The organism is Pseudomonas sp. NPDC086581 (assembly GCF_044746165.1).
Classification (GTDB): Bacteria; Pseudomonadota; Gammaproteobacteria; order Pseudomonadales; family Pseudomonadaceae; genus Pseudomonas.
The window spans coordinates 1-15,791 of sequence record NZ_JBIVBR010000007.1 but is presented as its reverse complement, the minus strand read 5'-3'; the positions used below and the strand labels follow the sequence as shown (position 1 = coordinate 15,791).

Sequence of the window (15,791 nt, the reverse complement as noted above, 5' to 3'; positions counted from 1 at the left end):
GCCCCCATTCGTCCGACCAGCCGGCTCAGCGGCGGGTTTTCGTTTTCACTGGAAGGACGGCTCACCAGGAGCAACCACGATGGGAAAAACCACCGTTCTACTCATGATCGGCGCGCTGGCCGTGCTGCTGGGCGGCTCGTCCTGCGGCAGCCACAATGACCAAGACGCACCACGCCCGCCGCCCATGGAAGAGGGCCAGATGGGCTACCGGAACATCCCGCAGCAGCAGATGCAGCCGCAGGTGCAGTCCATTCCGCGGCGCTGAGCCGTATCGGCCCAGCACCGGTGGCTCCTACACAGGCTTCGGCCGCAACAGGATCAACCGCGCCACCACCAGCGCCAGCGCGCCGACCACAGCGAAGGCGACAATGGTCGCCACCCCGCCATCGCGCTGCAGGAAGTCGGTCAACGCCGCAAGTCCCACGGCCAGGAACAGCAGCACCAGGCCGAACCATTGAATCCGCTCGGCGCGCAGGTACAAGGACGCCCGGTGCGCGCTCGTGGTGTTTTCGTCTTTGCCCATGGTGGCATCTCCATCGGGATGTCTCTCCACGCTAACAGGCGACGCCCGTCGCGGCACGGCAGCTGACGAAGGGCAGGCTCTGCGACGCGGGGTAGCGGCTTGCGTCAGGGTCCTGGGGCGAATAACTGTCTATCCTTCACCGGGCTGTCATGAATCAGGGATGGGCCGATGCCTAAGAAGCTGGTGCTGGTGGCGCTCGTTGCGCTGCTGCTGGGGGGCGGACTGTGGTGGTACCTGCAGTCCCGCGAAAATGATGACAAACGCCTGGTGCTCTACGGCAACGTGGACATCCGTCAGGTGTCGCTGGCCTTCACCGGCAGCGAGCGCATCGCGAAGATGAATGTCGAGGAAGGCGACGTGGTCAAAGCCGGCGACGTGCTGGCGAGCCTGGATACCCGCGCCCTGCGCCTGCAGATCGACAAGGCCCGAGCACAGATTACCGCCCAGGAGCAGAACCTGCTGCGCCTGAAGAACGGCTCGCGCCCCGAGGACATCGACCGGGCGAAAGCCCAGGACAAAGCCGCCCGCGCCCAGCTCGACCTCGCCAGCACCCAGCTGCGCCGGCTGGAAAGTATCCGCGCCAACAGCCCTGGTGGCCGCGCCGTCAGCCAGCAGGACATCGACAGCGCCACCTCGCAGCAGAAGGTCGCCCAGGCCGAGCTGGAAGACCGGCAGAAGTCATTGCGCCTGGCGCAGATCGGCCCGCGCGCGGAAGACATCGCCCAGGCCGACGCCCAGCTCGCCGCCGCCCGCGCTGACCTGGCGTTGTTGCAGCACAACCTCGACGAAGCCGACCTCAAGGCACCGCAGAACGCCACTGTGCGCTCGCGCCTGCTGGAGCCCGGCGACATGGCCTCGCCGCAGCGGCCGGTGTACTCCCTGGCGTTGACCGACCCGAAATGGATTCGCGCCTACGTCAGCGAAACCAACCTGGGCCGCATCAAGCCCGGCCTGAAGGCCCAGGTATTCACCGACAGCCATCCGGACCAGGCCATCGACGGCCACGTCGGCTTCATTTCCTCGGTGGCCGAGTTCACCCCGAAATCGGTGCAGACCGAAGAGCTGCGCACCAGCCTCGTCTACGAGGTGCGCGTGCTGGTAGCCGACCCGGATAACCGGCTGCGCCTGGGCATGCCGGCCACGGTGCGCTTCGCCGACGAGCCGCGCTGATGTCTGACGCTCCAGTCATTCGCGCCGAGGGCCTGGCCAAGCACTTTCTGGTGAAAGAGTCGGGTAAGACGGTGCAAGCGCTCAAGGACATCAGCCTGGACATCCCCCGCGGTCAGCTCACCGCGCTGGTGGGCCCGGACGGCGCCGGCAAGACCACCTTCCTGCGTCTGGTCGCCGGGCTACTGCAGGCCGACGCCGGCACCCTCACGGTGCTGGACGTGGACGTCCACGCCCACCCGCAGCAGGTGCAAGACCGTATCAGCTACATGCCGCAGCGCTTCGGCCTCTACGAGGACCTCAGCGTGCAGGAGAACCTCGATCTCTACGCCGACCTCCACGGCGTGCCGCACCAGGAGCGCCAGGAGCGCTACCAGCGCCTGCTGGAGATGACCGACCTGGCGCGCTTCACCGATCGCCCGGCGGGCAAGCTCTCCGGCGGCATGAAGCAGAAGCTGGGCCTGGCCTGCACCCTGGTGCGCTCGCCTGACTTGCTGCTGCTCGACGAGCCAACAGTCGGCGTCGATCCGCTGTCGCGCCGCGAACTGTGGGAGATCATCCAGCAGTTGATCGAGCAGGAGCAGCTCAGCGTGTTGGTCTCCACCTCCTACATGGACGAGGCCGAGCGTTGCGCCGAAGTCTTTCTGCTGCACCAGGGCCAACTGATGGCCAAGGGCGACCCGGCGTCGATCCGCGAGCACGCCGACAACCTCTGCTTCATCGCCACGCCACCTGCCGACGAACCCGCCCGCACGCTGCAAGCGCGGCTGCTGGACGACCACCAGAACATCGTCGACGCGGTGCCACAGTCCGGCGAGGTGCGCTTCATCCGCCAGCCGGACGCGGACCAGGGCAAGCTCGATCAATTGCTCGACGGCGCACCGGTACGCCAGGTGGACGCGCGCCTGGAAGACGGCTTCATGTTCCTGCTGCGCGCTCGCAGCGATGCCGAAGCCGTCGACATGGAGTCGCTCAAGGCCGGCACGCACCGTCACGACGACAGCAACGAAGCGGTGATCGAAGTGAAGGACCTGGTCCGCAAGTTCGGCGACTTCACCGCCGTGGCCAGCACCAACTTCAGCGTGCGCCGGGGGGAAATCTTCGGCCTGCTCGGGCCCAACGGCGCCGGCAAGACCACCACCTTCCGCATGCTCTGCGGGCTGCTGCCGGCCACCAGCGGCACGCTGCAGGTCGCCGGGGTCAACCTGCGCCACGCGCGAGCCCAGGCGCGGCGCAAGGTCGGCTACGTGTCGCAGAAGTTCTCCCTCTACGGCAACCTCTCGGTCGCCGAGAACCTGCGCTTCTTCGGCGGCGCCTATGGCCTGGGCGGCAAGCGCCTGAGCCAGCGGATGGACGCGGTGTCCCGGCAGTTCGACCTCAGCGGCCAGGAGGACTCGCCCAGCGGCCAGCTGCCCGGCGGTTTCAAGCAGCGCCTGGCGATGGCGGTCGGCCTGCTCCACGAGCCAGAAATCCTCTTCCTCGACGAACCCACCAGCGGAGCCGACCCCCTCGCCCGCCGCGGCTTCTGGCAGCGCATCACGGCACTGGCGGCATCGGGCACCACCATCATTATCACCACCCACTTCATGGAAGAAGCCGAGTACTGCGACCGCATCGTCATCCAGGATGCCGGCAAGCTGCTGGCCATGGGCACCCCGCAGGAAGTCCGCGAGCAGGCCGGCGGCAAGGGCAGCACGCTGAACATGGAGCAGGCGTTCATCGAAATCGTCGAGAGCAATCGCCAGCACGCCAAGGCAGGCACGGCATGAGCGCCGGTGGCTTCTGGCGGCGCCTCGCCTCACTGACCCGCAAGGAAGTGCGGCAGCTGGTGCGCGACCGCAGCAACCTGCTGATCGGCATCGGACTGCCCATCGCGCTGATCCTGATCTTCGGCTATGGCCTGTCGCTGGACGTCAAGCGCGCCATCGTCGCCATCGTCCTCGATGACCCGTCCCCCGTGGCCCGAGACGTGGCCGCGGGGATCAGCCGTACCGAGTACCTGGAGCCACATCTGGTGCGTTCCTTCGCCGAAGGCGAGGCGCTGATGAAGGCCCGCGAGGTGGACGCGCTGGTGCAATTCCCTGCCGATTTCACCCGCCGCCTGAACGACGGCAACGCGCAGGTACAGGTACTCGTGCAGGGCTCGGACGCCACCCGCGCCGCCAGCGTCTCCAACTACGTCAGCAGCGCCCTGGCGGGCTACGGCGAGAAGCAGGCCGACCGCAGCGCCGGCAGCGCCGCCCAGTCCACGGACCAGCGCGGCGCGGTCACCATTGTCCAGCGCATGTGGTTCAACGCCGCCAACACCAGCACCTGGTACCTGGTGCCGGGACTGATCGTGCTGATCATGACCCTGGTTGGCGCCTTCCTTACCGCCTTGGTCATGGCCCGCGAATGGGAGCGCGGCACGCTGGAAGCGCTGTTCGTCACGCCGGTGCGGCCGGTGGAAATCCTCCTGGCGAAGATCATCCCCTGCTTCGGCATCGGCATGATCGGCCTCGCCCTGTGCCTGCTCGCCGCGCGCTTCCTGTTCGACGTGCCGATCTATGGCTCCTTCGTCGTGCTGGTGATCGCCTCGATGCTCTACATGCTGGTGGCGCTGGGTATCGGCCTGCTGATCTCGGCGGTGACCAAAAACCAGTTCCTAGCCAGCCAGATCGCCCTGCTCGCCAGCTTCCTGCCGGCGATGATGCTCTCGGGCTTCATCTTCGACCTGCGCAACGTGCCCACTGCCATCCGCGTGATCGGCAACCTGCTGCCGGCGACCTACTTCATGGAGCTGGTGAAGTCCCTGTTCCTGGCCGGCGACTTCTGGCCGATGATCCTCAAGAACTGCGCCATCCTCGCCGCCTACGCCGTCGCCCTGCTGGGCCTGGCGCGGATGGTGACGCGCAAGCGGCTGGACTGACTCGCATGGAATTTCTCTGGCGCATCCTCAACCTGTGGCGCAAGGAACTGCTGGTGATCCTCAAGGACCCGGCCAACCGCATCGTGCTGGTGGCGCCGGTGCTGATGCAGAGCGTGCTGTTCGGCTACGCGGTGACCTTCGACCTCAACGACGCGCCCTACGCCATCCTCGACCTGAGCCACAGCGAATCCTCCACTCGCCTCGCCTCGCGCCTGGACGGCAGCGGCATCTTCCACCGGGTGGCGACGCTGACCCGCGTGGAGGAAATCCAGACGGTGATCGACGAGCAGAAGGCGCTGCTGGTGATCCATATCCCCTCGGACTTCCAGACCCGCCTGGCGCAGGGCGACCCGGCGCCGATCCAGGTCATCCTCGACGGGCGCAACTCCAACACCGCCGGCTCCGCCGCCGCCGGGCTGGCCGTGGTGGTGCAGCAGTTCAACCAGGAACAGGGCCTGACCGCGGCGCCGATCAGCGTGGTCAGCCGCTCCTGGTACAACCCCAACCTGGAGACCCGCTGGCCGCTGATCCCCGCGCTGATCGCCACCCTGAGCATGATGCAGACGCTCATGCTCACCGCGCTCTCGGTGGCCCGCGAACGCGAACAGGGCACCTTCGACCAGTTGCTCGTGACGCCCTACACGCCACTTGAGATCATGCTCGGCAAGGCCATTCCGCCCCTGCTGATCGGCATGCTGCAGGCCACGCTGGTGCTGCTGATGGCGCTGTTCTGGTTCCGAATACCCATGGCCGGTTCGCTGTTCAACCTCTACGCCGGGCTGGCGGTATTCACCATCGCCTGTGTCGGGCTGGGCATGTCGATCAGCGCGGTGTCGCTGAACATGCAGCAGGCGATGCTCTACACCTTCGTGCTGATCATGCCGCTGACGCTGCTCTCCGGCCTCGCCACGCCGGTGCGCAACATGCCCGAGTTCCTGCAGGTGGTGACCTACGCCAACCCGCTGCGCTTCGGCATCGACCTGATCCAGCGCGTCTACCTCGAAGGCGCGACGTTAGCCGATGTCTGGCACAACCTGATCCCCATGCTGGTGGTGGCCGCCGTCACCCTGCCGCTCGCCTCGTGGCTGTTCCGCCACCGGCTTGCGTAGTCGATTACTGGAGATGGCCCCGCGATGCAATACCCTCAGCCGGAACCCCACTTCAGAAGCCGCCACCCATGAGCGAAACCAGCCAGTTCATCGTCTTCGCCGTCACCCAGCTCGCCCTGCCGTTCGGGCTGGGCTACCTATACTGCCGCCGCAAGGGCATCCCGACCGACACCTGGCGAGCCGGAGGCATCTACCTGATCGCTCTGTCGCTGGCGATGCTGTTCTTCATCGGCCTGCTCGGTCTGCCGACCCATGTGAAAAACGTCGGCATGGTCAGCAACCGCTCCATGGGCCTGACGCTGGGCGTCGTCGGCATTGCCACAGGCCTGCTGCTGGGCTTCGTCGCACGGCGTTTCGAGGGCTCGTCCGATGACTAGCGCCCAGCGAATCTGAAAAGGTGCAATTCTGAAAAGGTGCCATCGATGAACCGCACGTCTCGCCTCGTCTCCCTTGCCCTGCTCGGCACCGGCCTCGCCGGTTGCGCCGTCGGCCCCGACTACGAAGCGCCGCAAACCCAGGCGCCGGCCAGCTGGCAGGCCGCGCACTCCGGCGATGCGCAATTGCACCCGGCCCAGGGCAACGTCCGCCTCAGCGAGGACTGGTGGACGCTGTTCAACGACCCGGTGCTGAACAACCTGCAACGCCGCGCCGACAAGGCCAGCCCCGACCTCAACAGCGCTGTCTTGCGATTCGCCCAGAGCCGCATGCAGCGGCAGATGGTGGCGGCGCAGCGTGGCGTGGACGTCAACGCCTCAGGCGGCGTGACCCGCCAGCGCATGAGCGAGAACGGCGCCAACGCGCTGATGATCCAGCGCATCGCCCCCGGCGCCAGCAGCGACGAGATCAGCAAAGTGCTGGCGCAGCCCTTCACCCTCTACCAGGCCGGTTTCGACGCCTCCTGGGAGCCCGACCTGTGGGGCCGCGTAAGCCGCTCTATAGAGGCCGCCGACGCCAGCGTGGCGGCGCAGCAGGCGATGTTCGAGGAAACCCGCCTGGGCGTCTCGGCCGAACTGGCCCGCGCCTACTTCGAGCTGCGCGGCGTACAGCAGCAGATCGCCGTGGCCAACCAGGACATAGTCGCTACCGAGCAATCCCTGCAGCTGATCCAGGTGCGCGCCGATGGCGGGCTGGTGGATGACTTCGACGTCGAACGCCAGCGCGGCCAGCTCGCCGATCTGCGCTCCAGCCTGCCGCAGCTGCACGCCAGCGAGAGCGCGGCGATCAACCAGATCGGCGTGCTGATCGGCGCCGAACCCGGCAGCCTGCGCGATGACCTCAGGCCCGTCGCGCAAAACACCCCGCAAACGCCCGACCTGAGCCTGGGCCTGCCTTCGGAAGTGGCACGCCGCCGCCCGGATATCCGCGCCGCCGAAGCCCAGCTGCACGCTGCCACCGCCAATATCGGCGTGGCCGTGGCCGACCTCTACCCGTCCATCCGCCTGGGCGCCAAGTTCGGCTACGAATCGGCCGACGACGGCAAGTTCAGCGACTGGGGCAGCCGCACCTGGAGCGTCGGCCCGAGTCTGTCGCTGCCGATCTTCGACAACGGCCGGCGGCGCTCGCAGATCAACCTGCGCAAGCTGGAGCAGCAGGAAGCGGCGGTGTCCTACCAGCAGACCGTGCTCAAGGCCTGGCAGGAAGTGGACGACGCCTTGAGCCACTACGGCGCCGAGCGCCAGCGCAACCAGCGCCTGCAGGAAAAGCTGCGCAGCAGCGACGTCGCCTACGGCATGGCCAAGGCTCGCTATGCCGGCGGCATGACCGACTTCCTGGTGGAACTGGACGCCCAGCGCGCCTACCTGCAGTCGCGGCGCGACGTGGTGGACAGCGATACCCAGCTGCGCCTGACGCTGATCGCCCTGTGCAAGGCGCTCGGCGGCGGCACGCCGACGCCGGAGGCCAGCGCCAGCCGCTGAGGTCAATTCTGCTGTGCGGTGACCTTGCCGTCGCGCAGGTCCTTGGCGACCCGGCGCTGCATCTCGTAGGCCGGGGCCTCCACGGCGTCGAAGTCCTCGGAATAGCGCGTGGCGAAGCCCTGTACGCCCCACTCCTGGTACTGCTTCACGTGCCACAGCTCGTGTGCCCAGAGGGCGACGTCCTTTTGCGCGTCATCCTCGCTGCGGAAGACGATCACGTCCACCAGGGTGACGGCCTCGGTGTCGGGGTTCTGCATGATCGCCTGGGCGGCGTTCAACTCGTCCAGCGCACCGGTGGAATAGCGCGCGGCCATCAGCACGTCGTCGGAGAAATACGGCTGCAACTGGGCGCGGATCTCCAGCGGGATCGGCTCGGTGCCGCCCTGCGCCGCTTGCTCGCGGGACTGCTGCAGCCAAACGCCCAGCGCCTGGGCGGCCATCTTGCGGGTGTCAGTCAGCACCGGACCGAGCACGGCGCCCAGGTCCGGCAGGCAAGTGCAGGTGTCCAGGCAGACCTGGCGCTGCCCCGGCGGGCAGGTCGCGGCAAGGGTATCGACGGACGCGGCCAACCCGGCGAGCAGCGCCAGGGCGCGCAGGAAGCGGGTTGCGAGGGGGGATGGCATGAAGAGACTCCGCTACAGCGTGGAGAAAGACATGGTGCTCAGACCATGGCGCGGCGCGATCATGCCATGCCGCCAGCAAAAAAAGAGCGCTGGCGCGACGTATGAAACTTCTGATAGCTTCTGACCCATGAATGCCGCCAACCGCACCTTCCAGCAGATTATTACCACCATCGCTCCGATGGTGGGTTAGCGCATTCAAGCGAACAACCAAACCCGCCTCCCGGCGGGTTTTTTAATGCCCGCCGTCCGAGGCTCCCGATCGAGGAGACACTGATGGACCAGGCAACCCCAGCGGCCCTTTCGCCAGAGCAGCACCCCCTGCAAGCGCTCATCCAGGCCGCCGACGCAGCCATCGGCCGCGAGGACTTCGACGCGCTGCTCGAGTTCTACACCGAGGACGCCCTGCTGGTGGTCAAGCCGGGCCTGCTGGCGCGCGGCAAGGCGCAGATCCGCCAGGCCTTCGTCGCCATCGCCGAGCACTTCGGGCACAAGCTGCGGGTGCGCCAGGGCCGCCTGGAAATCCTCGATACCGGCGATACCGCGCTCGTTGTCGCGCAAACCCTGCTGGATACCAGCCACGGCAAGCTGAGCCGCCGCGCCACCTACGTGTTCCGCCGAGAAGCCGACGGCGTCTGGCGTTGCGCGGTCGATAACTCCTACGGCACCGACCTGTTGGAGGCGACTACATGAGCACACAGACAGGCACGCTGCACCTGCTTTGCGGCAAGGCGGCGTCGGGCAAGTCCTGCCTCGCGCGCGAGCTGGCCGAGGCGCCGGGCACCGTGATGCTGGCCGAGGAACAGTGGCTGGCGGAGCTGTTCCCCTGGGGCATCAGCAACCCCGACGACTACCAGCTCTACGCCCGCCGCGTGCGCAAGGTCATGGGCCCGCACGTGGTCGGCCTGCTCCGCGCCGGCACCAGCGTGGTGCTGGACATCCCCGCCAACACCCTGGCCGACCGCCGCTGGCTGATCGATCTGGCTCAGCAGGCCGGTGCGGCGCACTGCCTGCATTTCCTCGACGTCGACCCGGCCACCTGCCGCAGCCGCCTGCTGGCGCGCCACGCCATCGCCCCGCTGGCCGCGCCGCTGGACCCGGCCGGCTACGAGGCGCTCAACCGCTACTTCGTCGCCCCGCGCCCGGAGGAAAAACTGCAGGTGCAGCGCCACGGCGCCTGAGCGCGTAGAATCGCCGCCCCGATTTGCTCCAATCGCCTGAATCAGAAAGACCGGATAGATGAACACCGAAGCCATCGCCACCCTGCGCGAGCAACTGCTCACCGCCCTGAACCCCGCCCCTGCGGAGACCCGCCGCCTGTTCCACGGCCGTGGCCGCCGCTGGCCGGGGCTGGAGCAGGTCACCGCCGACTGGCTGGAAGGCGTGCTGCTGGTGTCGCTGTTCCGCGAGCCCGCCGAAGACGAGCTGAGCGCGCTGCGGGCAATGCTGGTGGAACTGGCACAGGGCGACATCTGGCGCGCCACCGGCGCCCGCAGCCTGATGCTGCAGCACCGCTACACACTGGAAAGCACCATGGAAGTGCTCAACGGCGAAGCCTTCGACGGCTGGCAGATCAGCGAGCATGGCCTGCGCTACCAGCTGGACCTGGGCCGCAAGCAGAACAACGGCCTGTTCCTCGACATGCGCTACGGCCGCCAGTGGGTGCAGGCCAACTCCGCCGGGTTGCGCGTGCTCAACCTGTTCGCCTACACCTGCGGCTTCTCCGTGGCGGCGATGGCCGGCGGCGCGCAGAAGGTGGTCAACCTCGACATGGCCCGTGCCGCGCTCAGTCGTGGCCGCGACAACCACCGCCTGAACGGCCACGACCTGTCGAAGGTGAGCTTCCTCGACCACGACCTGTTCAAGTCCTGGGGCAAGGTGAAGAAATCCGGCCCGTACGACCTGATCATCATCGACCCGCCGAGCTTCCAGAAAGGCAGCTTCGTCCTCGACAAGGACTACGCCCGCGTCCTCCGCCGCCTGCCGGAACTGCTGGACGGGGCCGGCACCGTGCTGGCCTGCGTGAACGACCCCGGCGTCGGCGTCGACTTCCTGCTCCAGGGCATGACCGCCGAAGCACCGCAGCTGCGCTTCATCGAGCGCCTGGAAAACCCGCCGGAGTTTGCCGATATCGAGGAAGACAGCGGCCTGAAGGCGCTGGTGTTCCGGCTGGATTGATCCGCCGCCCTCACCGCGCAATGGCATTGGACGGCGGATAACCGTGAACGGCTATTCGCCCTACGAACGAGCGCTCCGACTGAGCCCCCCGTAGGGCGGATAACGCCTACGGCGTTATCCGCCGTCCCACCTGAGGTACGGCGTCCCTAAAACCAAGCCCCACATCTCCCGATGAAAGGCCACGCTAACCCTTGCGGCCAGGCCCCCATCACGCCATCCTTGCCACTGTATGTAAAACCAGTGCCCGCCAATGTCCGTGCCGCTCGATCCCAGCCTCTACTACCTGACCAACTTCCACCGCGCCCTCGACTGGATCGACGAACGTTACGCCGATCTGCTCGACGCCGAGGAAGCCCGGTTCATCGCCGATTTCCGCGCGCTGCCGCTGCCGTCGCGGGCACTGCTGGTACGACTGGTGATGCGCAAGGGCCCGCATTTTCGCGCCGGCAAGCTGAGCTACGCGGAGATCGGCGACATTTCCCAGGCAGCCGCGCCGCTGCTGGAGCTGGGTTGGCTGGACGATGCCTGCCCGCTTGCGCTGGAAGACCTGCTGCCGCTGCTGCTCAAGGACGAACTGCTCACGCGCTTCCGCGCTGACCTGCCGCGCCGCGCGCTGAAGAAGGCCGAGCTGTACGAGCACCTGCACGCCTACCACGAGCAGGTACAGCCCTTCGCCGGCTGGTACCCGGAGCTCGACCAGCTCTACACCCTGATGGCGACGCCGCTTTGCGACCGCCTGCGCCTGCTGTTCTTCGGTAATCTGCAGCAGGACTGGTCCGAGTTCGTCCTCGCCGATCTCGGCATCTTCCGCTACGAAAGCGTCCCTTTCACCGCCGATTCCCGAGCCTTCCGCAGCCGCGACGACCTGGAAGCCTACATTCACCTGTGGAACGGCGCGGTGCGTTTCGAAACCGGCGAACCCATCGACGGGCTGCTGGCCGAACTGGGCGACTTCCACAGCGACAACGCCTACCTGCAAGCCCGCCACGGCCGCCTGCTGTACCGCATGGCCTACCAGCTGGAGCGCGAAGGCGAGCTGGACGCCGCGCTGGCGCTGTACCAGCGCACCGCCACCGGTGGCTCGCGGCAACGGCAGATTCGCGTGCTGGAGCGTCTGCAACGCTTCGAAGAAGCCCATGCTCTGGTGCAGACCGCCCTGGCCGCGCCGGAAAGTGATGGCGAGCTGCAGTTGGTCGAGCGCGCGCTGACCCGACTGATCCGCCAGCTCGGCCTGCCGAAGGAAAAAGCCGCTAAGACCACGCCGCCGCTGCGCATCGACCTGGAGCTGCCGCGCCCGGACGTCAACGTCGAGTTCGCCGTGCAGGCCGTGCTTCACCAGGACGAAGCGCCGGTGCACTACGTGGAGAACGCGCTGGTCTGCAGCCTGTTCGGCCTGCTCTGCTGGGACGTGATCTTTGCCCCGCTGCCCGGCGCTTTCTTCCACCCCTTCCAGGCGGGTCCCAGCGACCTCAACCGCAGCGACTTCGTCAGCCGCCGCGCACAAGCCTTCGCCGCACGCCTGGCATTACTGGACAGCGACGCCTATCTGGCGGTCATCCGCGAAACCTGGACCGCCAAGTCCAGCATCCTCTCGCCCTTCGTGCACTGGGAGCTGCTGGATGAAAACCTGCTGGAGCAGGCCTTGCACTGCCTGCCGGCGGCGCACCTGAAGCTGTGGTTCGAGCGCCTGCTGGCCGACCCGAAGGCCAACCGCGCCGGCATGCCCGACCTGATCCAGTTCTGGCCCGGCGAGGCGCGCTACCGGATGATCGAGGTGAAAGGCCCCGGCGACCGCCTGCAGGATAACCAGAAGCGCTGGCTGGCCTTCTGCGCCGAGCACGGCATGCCGGTGGAAGTCTGCTACGTGCGCTGGGCGGACGAAGTGGCGGAAAGCGCGTGAGCTATGCCATCGCCGTGCGCGCGCTGTGCGAATTCACCGCCAAGGAAGGTGACCTCGACCTGCGCTTCACCCCCGCCCCCACGGCGCAGGAAGGCATGGCCGGGCACGCCACTGTGGTCTCCCGCCGAGGGCTGGGCTACATCGCCGAGCTGCCGCTGCGTGGCGAATATCCGGGGCTGGTGGTCAGCGGCCGCGCCGACGGCTACGACCCGAGCGAAAACCTGCTGGAAGAGATCAAGACCCACCGCGGCGACGTCGCGCGCATCCCGCAGAACCACCGGTTGCTGCACTGGGCGCAGGTGAAGGTATACGGCTGGCTGCTGTGCCAGACCCTGGAGATCGACGCCATCGATCTCGCCGTCGTCTACTTCAACGTCATTACCCAGAAGGAAACCGAGTTCCGCGAGCGTTTCTCCGCCGCCGACCTGCGCGCCTTCTTCGAGCTGCAATGCCAGCGCTTCGTGCAGTTTGCCGAGCAGGAAAGCGCCCACCGCGTCGAGCGCGACCAGGGGCTGGAAGCGCTGCGCTTTCCCTACGCCGATTTCCGCCAGGGCCAGCGCATGCTTGCCGAGTCGGTTTACCGCGCCGCCCGCGACGGCCATACGCTGATGGCACAGGCCACCACCGGCATCGGCAAGACCCTCGGCACGCTATTCCCGCAGCTCAAGGCCTTCCCCGGCCAGCAGTTGGACCGGCTGTTTTTCCTCACCGCCAAGACCCCCGGCCGGCGCTTGGCGCTGGACGCCCTCGCCACGTTGCGCCAGCAGGAGGCCGCCCAGCCGCTACGGGTGCTGGAACACGTCGCCCGCGACAAGGCCTGCGAACATCCGGACAAAGCCTGCCACGGCGAATCCTGCCCGCTGGCCAAGGGCTTCTACGACCGCCTGCCCGCCGCCCGCGAGGCTGCGCTCAAGCAGTGCTGGCTGACCCAGGAGGCGGTGCGCAAGGTCGCGCTGGAGCACCAGATCTGCCCCTATTACCTGAGCCAGGAGCTGTGCCGCTGGTCCGACGTGGTGGTGGGCGACTACAACTACTACTTCGACATGACCGCCCTGCTCTATGGCCTCACCTTGCTCAACGACTGGAAGGTCACCCTGCTGGTGGACGAGGCGCACAACCTCATCGAGCGCGGCCGTGGCATGTACAGCGCCGAGCTGGACCAGGGCGAGTTCAATGCATTGCGCAAGGTCGCCCCGGCCAAGCTGAAAAGCGCGCTGGAGCGCGTCGGCCGGCACTGGAACCAGCTGCACCAGGACCAGGACCAGGACGTGGATTACCAGATCTACCCGACCATCCCCGACCTGTTCATCGCCGCGCTGCAGAAGGCCGTCAGCGCCATCACCGACCACCTCACCGACCAGCCCACCGGCAACGAGGCCGAGCTGCTGCGCTTCTACCTCGACGCCATGCTGTTCTGCCGGCTGGCCGAGGCCTACGGGCCGCACTCGCTGTTCGACATCACCCGCCACGACGTCAGCGCGCGGCGCGTACTCTCGACCCTGTGCCTGCGCAATGTGGTACCGGCGCCCTTCCTCGCCGAGCGCTTCAAGGTGGCCCACAGCACCACGCTGTTCTCCGCCACCCTGACCCCCGCGCACTATTACGCCGATCTGCTCGGCCTGCCCGAAGACACCGGCTGGCGCGAAGTGGAATCGCCCTTCCACGCCCAGCAGCTGGAAGTCCACGCGCTGAGCAACCTGTCCACCCGCTACCAGCACCGCGAGGCCAGCCTCACGCCGATCAGCACCCTGATGGCCCGGCAGTTCCGCGCGCGCCCCGGCAACTACCTGGCCTTCTTCAGCAGCTACGCCTACCTGCAGCAGGCGCTGGAGCGCTTCACCGCCGAGCATCCGGACATTCCCTTCTGGGTGCAGTCGCGCAGCATGAACGAGATCGAGCGCGAGGCCTTTCTCGATCGCTTTACCACCCACTCGCGCGGCATCGGCTTTGCCGTGCTCGGCGGCGCTTTCGGCGAGGGCATCGACCTGCCGGGCGAGCGCCTGATCGGCGCCTTCATCGCCACGCTGGGGCTGCCGCAGGTGAACCAGGTCAACGAGGAGATCAAGCAGCGCATGCAGGGGATGTTCGGCGACGGCTACGACTACACCTACCTGTTCCCCGGCCTGCAGAAGGTCGTGCAGGCGGCCGGCCGGGTGATCCGCACGCCGACGGATTCGGGGGTGATCTACCTGCTCGACGACCGCTTCAACCAGCCGGCGGTACGACGGTTGCTGCCGGGCTGGTGGAAGCCGGAGCGGCTGAAGTTCATCGCCGACCCGCCGCGGTTCAAGGCCCCGCAGGGGTATCTGTTGCTGTAACTCCCGCAGGCGAAAATCCCTTTTTTTCGCGATTGATCGTGTGCCGTGTGGTTCGCGAGCAAGCTCGCTCCTACGAAGAGCGCGACATCCCCGCCTGGCTCTGGCTCTGGCTCCCAAAAGACTTCCAGAGAAATATCCGCACGCGCCGAATGCCCCGCTCAGAAGGTCTCGTTGAAGCGGAGTTTCAGGGGTTGAGCGACATGGATGTCGCGAGAGCGGCGATGGGCCAGGGATGGCCCTTCGACGCGTGCCCCTGAAACTTCGGTTCAACGAGGGAATTTTTCGCCTAAGCGAAAAACCGGATGTTCGGGCAAGACTTTTTGGTTCCTTTTGTGAGGGCGGCTCTCCGACGTTTGACAAAAGGGACTTGTAAGTTGTTTTCACCTGCTTCAGACCGCCAGTGACTAGATTTCCAGATCGTGGGCGAGCGAGGGTCGGAGCAGGGTCTTCCTGATAAACCCGAACGGTTGCCTGGGCTCAAAGCCCGTTTCTGCAAGTCAGGGTTGGAGGTGAAATCATTGGAGCAAGAGTCAGCGGTCGTTGGAATCGACATCTCGAAAAGCTTTCTTGACGTGTTCGTCAGTACCCAATCTTCGTTGCAGCGTTACGCCAACGATGTTCCTGGCAGAGCCAAGCTTGCCTGCGATCTCCTGGCACTGGCCCCGCAGTTGATTGTCGCTGAGGCGACGGGAGGTCTGGAGCGCCTGTTGATCGCGGAACTGGCAGCACAGAATCTGCCATTGGTCGTGGTCAATCCACGACAAGTCAGAGACTTCGCCAAAGCGTCTGGGCAACTAGCTAAGACTGATGCTCTGGATGCTCGAATTCTTGCTGCTTTCGGCCTGGCTGTTCGACCAGCAATCAGGCCATTGCCTGAAGCGCAAACGTTTGAGTTGGCCGACTTGCTTGGGCGGCGGCGCCAGTTGGTCGACATGCTGGTGGCGGAGAAGCTGCGTTTGCAGCAAGCCACTGGCAAAGCCCTTCGCCGTGATATCAAGCTTCACATTCAGTGGCTGGAGAAACGCCTCAGGGCCAGTGATGCGGGTTTGCACGATGCCATTGAAAAGTCACCGATCTGGCGAGCCAAGGATGATTTGCTGGCCGAAGTCAAAGGCATCGGTCCTGTTTGCCGGCTAACTCTGCTGGCTTTAC

At 66.4% G+C, this 15,791-nt stretch carries 15 protein-coding genes; 13 read left to right on the top strand and 2 right to left on the bottom strand.

The genetic code is table 11. From position 1 onward, the window contains the following. The first annotated feature begins 79 nt into the window (after nucleotides 1-79). Entirely contained in the window at nucleotides 80-265 is a 186-nt protein-coding gene (locus ACIPK7_RS15185) for a hypothetical protein (protein ID WP_192432775.1), read from the top strand. A 27-nt stretch (nucleotides 266-292) separates the two neighbouring features. Here ACIPK7_RS15185 and ACIPK7_RS15180 read toward each other — a convergent pair whose 3' ends face one another. Beyond that, the gene (locus ACIPK7_RS15180; protein ID WP_192432776.1) at nucleotides 293-523 is read right to left on the bottom strand and encodes a hypothetical protein; all 231 of its coding nucleotides are present in this window, start codon (nucleotides 521-523) and stop codon (nucleotides 293-295) included. Nucleotides 524-691: 168 nt separating this feature from the next. On the opposite strand from ACIPK7_RS15180, the gene ACIPK7_RS15175 reads away from it, so the two are divergent. From ACIPK7_RS15175 to ACIPK7_RS15150, 6 genes are all read left to right on the top strand, one after another. Further along, nucleotides 692-1,693: an HlyD family efflux transporter periplasmic adaptor subunit gene (locus ACIPK7_RS15175; RefSeq protein ID WP_192432777.1), complete on the top strand. Its 1,002-nt coding sequence runs from the start codon at nucleotides 692-694 to the stop codon at nucleotides 1,691-1,693. Beyond that, complete coding sequence (locus tag ACIPK7_RS15170) at nucleotides 1,693-3,459, top strand: ATP-binding cassette domain-containing protein (RefSeq protein ID WP_401088615.1); 1,767 nt, start codon at nucleotides 1,693-1,695, stop codon at nucleotides 3,457-3,459. Before ACIPK7_RS15175 ends, ACIPK7_RS15170 begins: the two co-directional genes overlap by 1 nt. Then, on the top strand, nucleotides 3,456-4,598 hold the full coding sequence (locus ACIPK7_RS15165) for an ABC transporter permease (protein ID WP_401088613.1): 1,143 nt from the start codon (nucleotides 3,456-3,458) through the stop codon (nucleotides 4,596-4,598). Before ACIPK7_RS15170 ends, ACIPK7_RS15165 begins: the two co-directional genes overlap by 4 nt. A 5-nt stretch (nucleotides 4,599-4,603) precedes the next feature. Then, the gene (locus ACIPK7_RS15160) at nucleotides 4,604-5,707 is read left to right on the top strand and encodes an ABC transporter permease (protein WP_192432780.1); all 1,104 of its coding nucleotides are present in this window, start codon (nucleotides 4,604-4,606) and stop codon (nucleotides 5,705-5,707) included. A 68-nt stretch (nucleotides 5,708-5,775) separates the two neighbouring features. After that, nucleotides 5,776-6,084, top strand: coding sequence for a hypothetical protein (locus ACIPK7_RS15155; protein WP_401088612.1), 309 nt, complete (start codon nucleotides 5,776-5,778; stop codon nucleotides 6,082-6,084). Between the two features lie 45 nt (nucleotides 6,085-6,129). Continuing rightward, a complete protein-coding gene (locus tag ACIPK7_RS15150) occupies nucleotides 6,130-7,623 on the top strand; it encodes an efflux transporter outer membrane subunit (protein WP_401088611.1) in 1,494 nt (497 codons plus the stop codon). Nucleotides 7,624-7,625: 2 nt separating this feature from the next. Here ACIPK7_RS15150 and ACIPK7_RS15145 read toward each other — a convergent pair whose 3' ends face one another. Next, on the bottom strand, nucleotides 7,626-8,246 hold the full coding sequence (locus tag ACIPK7_RS15145) for a DUF4157 domain-containing protein (protein WP_401088609.1): 621 nt from the start codon (nucleotides 8,244-8,246) through the stop codon (nucleotides 7,626-7,628). A 273-nt stretch (nucleotides 8,247-8,519) separates the two neighbouring features. On the opposite strand from ACIPK7_RS15145, the gene ACIPK7_RS15140 reads away from it, so the two are divergent. The 6 genes from ACIPK7_RS15140 to ACIPK7_RS15115 all read left to right on the top strand — a co-directional run. Next, the gene (locus ACIPK7_RS15140; protein WP_401088607.1) at nucleotides 8,520-8,936 is read left to right on the top strand and encodes a YybH family protein; all 417 of its coding nucleotides are present in this window, start codon (nucleotides 8,520-8,522) and stop codon (nucleotides 8,934-8,936) included. Then, the gene (locus ACIPK7_RS15135; RefSeq protein ID WP_192432784.1) at nucleotides 8,933-9,424 is read left to right on the top strand and encodes an ATP-binding protein; all 492 of its coding nucleotides are present in this window, start codon (nucleotides 8,933-8,935) and stop codon (nucleotides 9,422-9,424) included. Before ACIPK7_RS15140 ends, ACIPK7_RS15135 begins: the two co-directional genes overlap by 4 nt. Before the next feature lie 58 nt (nucleotides 9,425-9,482). Further along, nucleotides 9,483-10,421 carry a class I SAM-dependent methyltransferase gene (locus tag ACIPK7_RS15130; protein WP_401088606.1) on the top strand — a complete coding sequence of 313 codons (939 nt, stop codon included), beginning with the start codon at nucleotides 9,483-9,485 and terminating at the stop codon, nucleotides 10,419-10,421. Between the two features lie 250 nt (nucleotides 10,422-10,671). After that, nucleotides 10,672-12,321 (top strand): VRR-NUC domain-containing protein, encoded by a 1,650-nt coding sequence (locus tag ACIPK7_RS15125; protein WP_401088604.1) that lies wholly within the window; start codon nucleotides 10,672-10,674, stop codon nucleotides 12,319-12,321. Beyond that, entirely contained in the window at nucleotides 12,318-14,639 is a 2,322-nt protein-coding gene (locus ACIPK7_RS15120; RefSeq protein WP_401088602.1) for an ATP-dependent DNA helicase, read from the top strand. The genes ACIPK7_RS15125 and ACIPK7_RS15120 overlap by 4 nt, the downstream gene beginning before the upstream one ends. A 509-nt stretch (nucleotides 14,640-15,148) precedes the next feature. After that, on the top strand, nucleotides 15,149-15,791 hold a 643-nt coding region (locus tag ACIPK7_RS15115; protein WP_401088600.1), incomplete at its 3' end, for a transposase.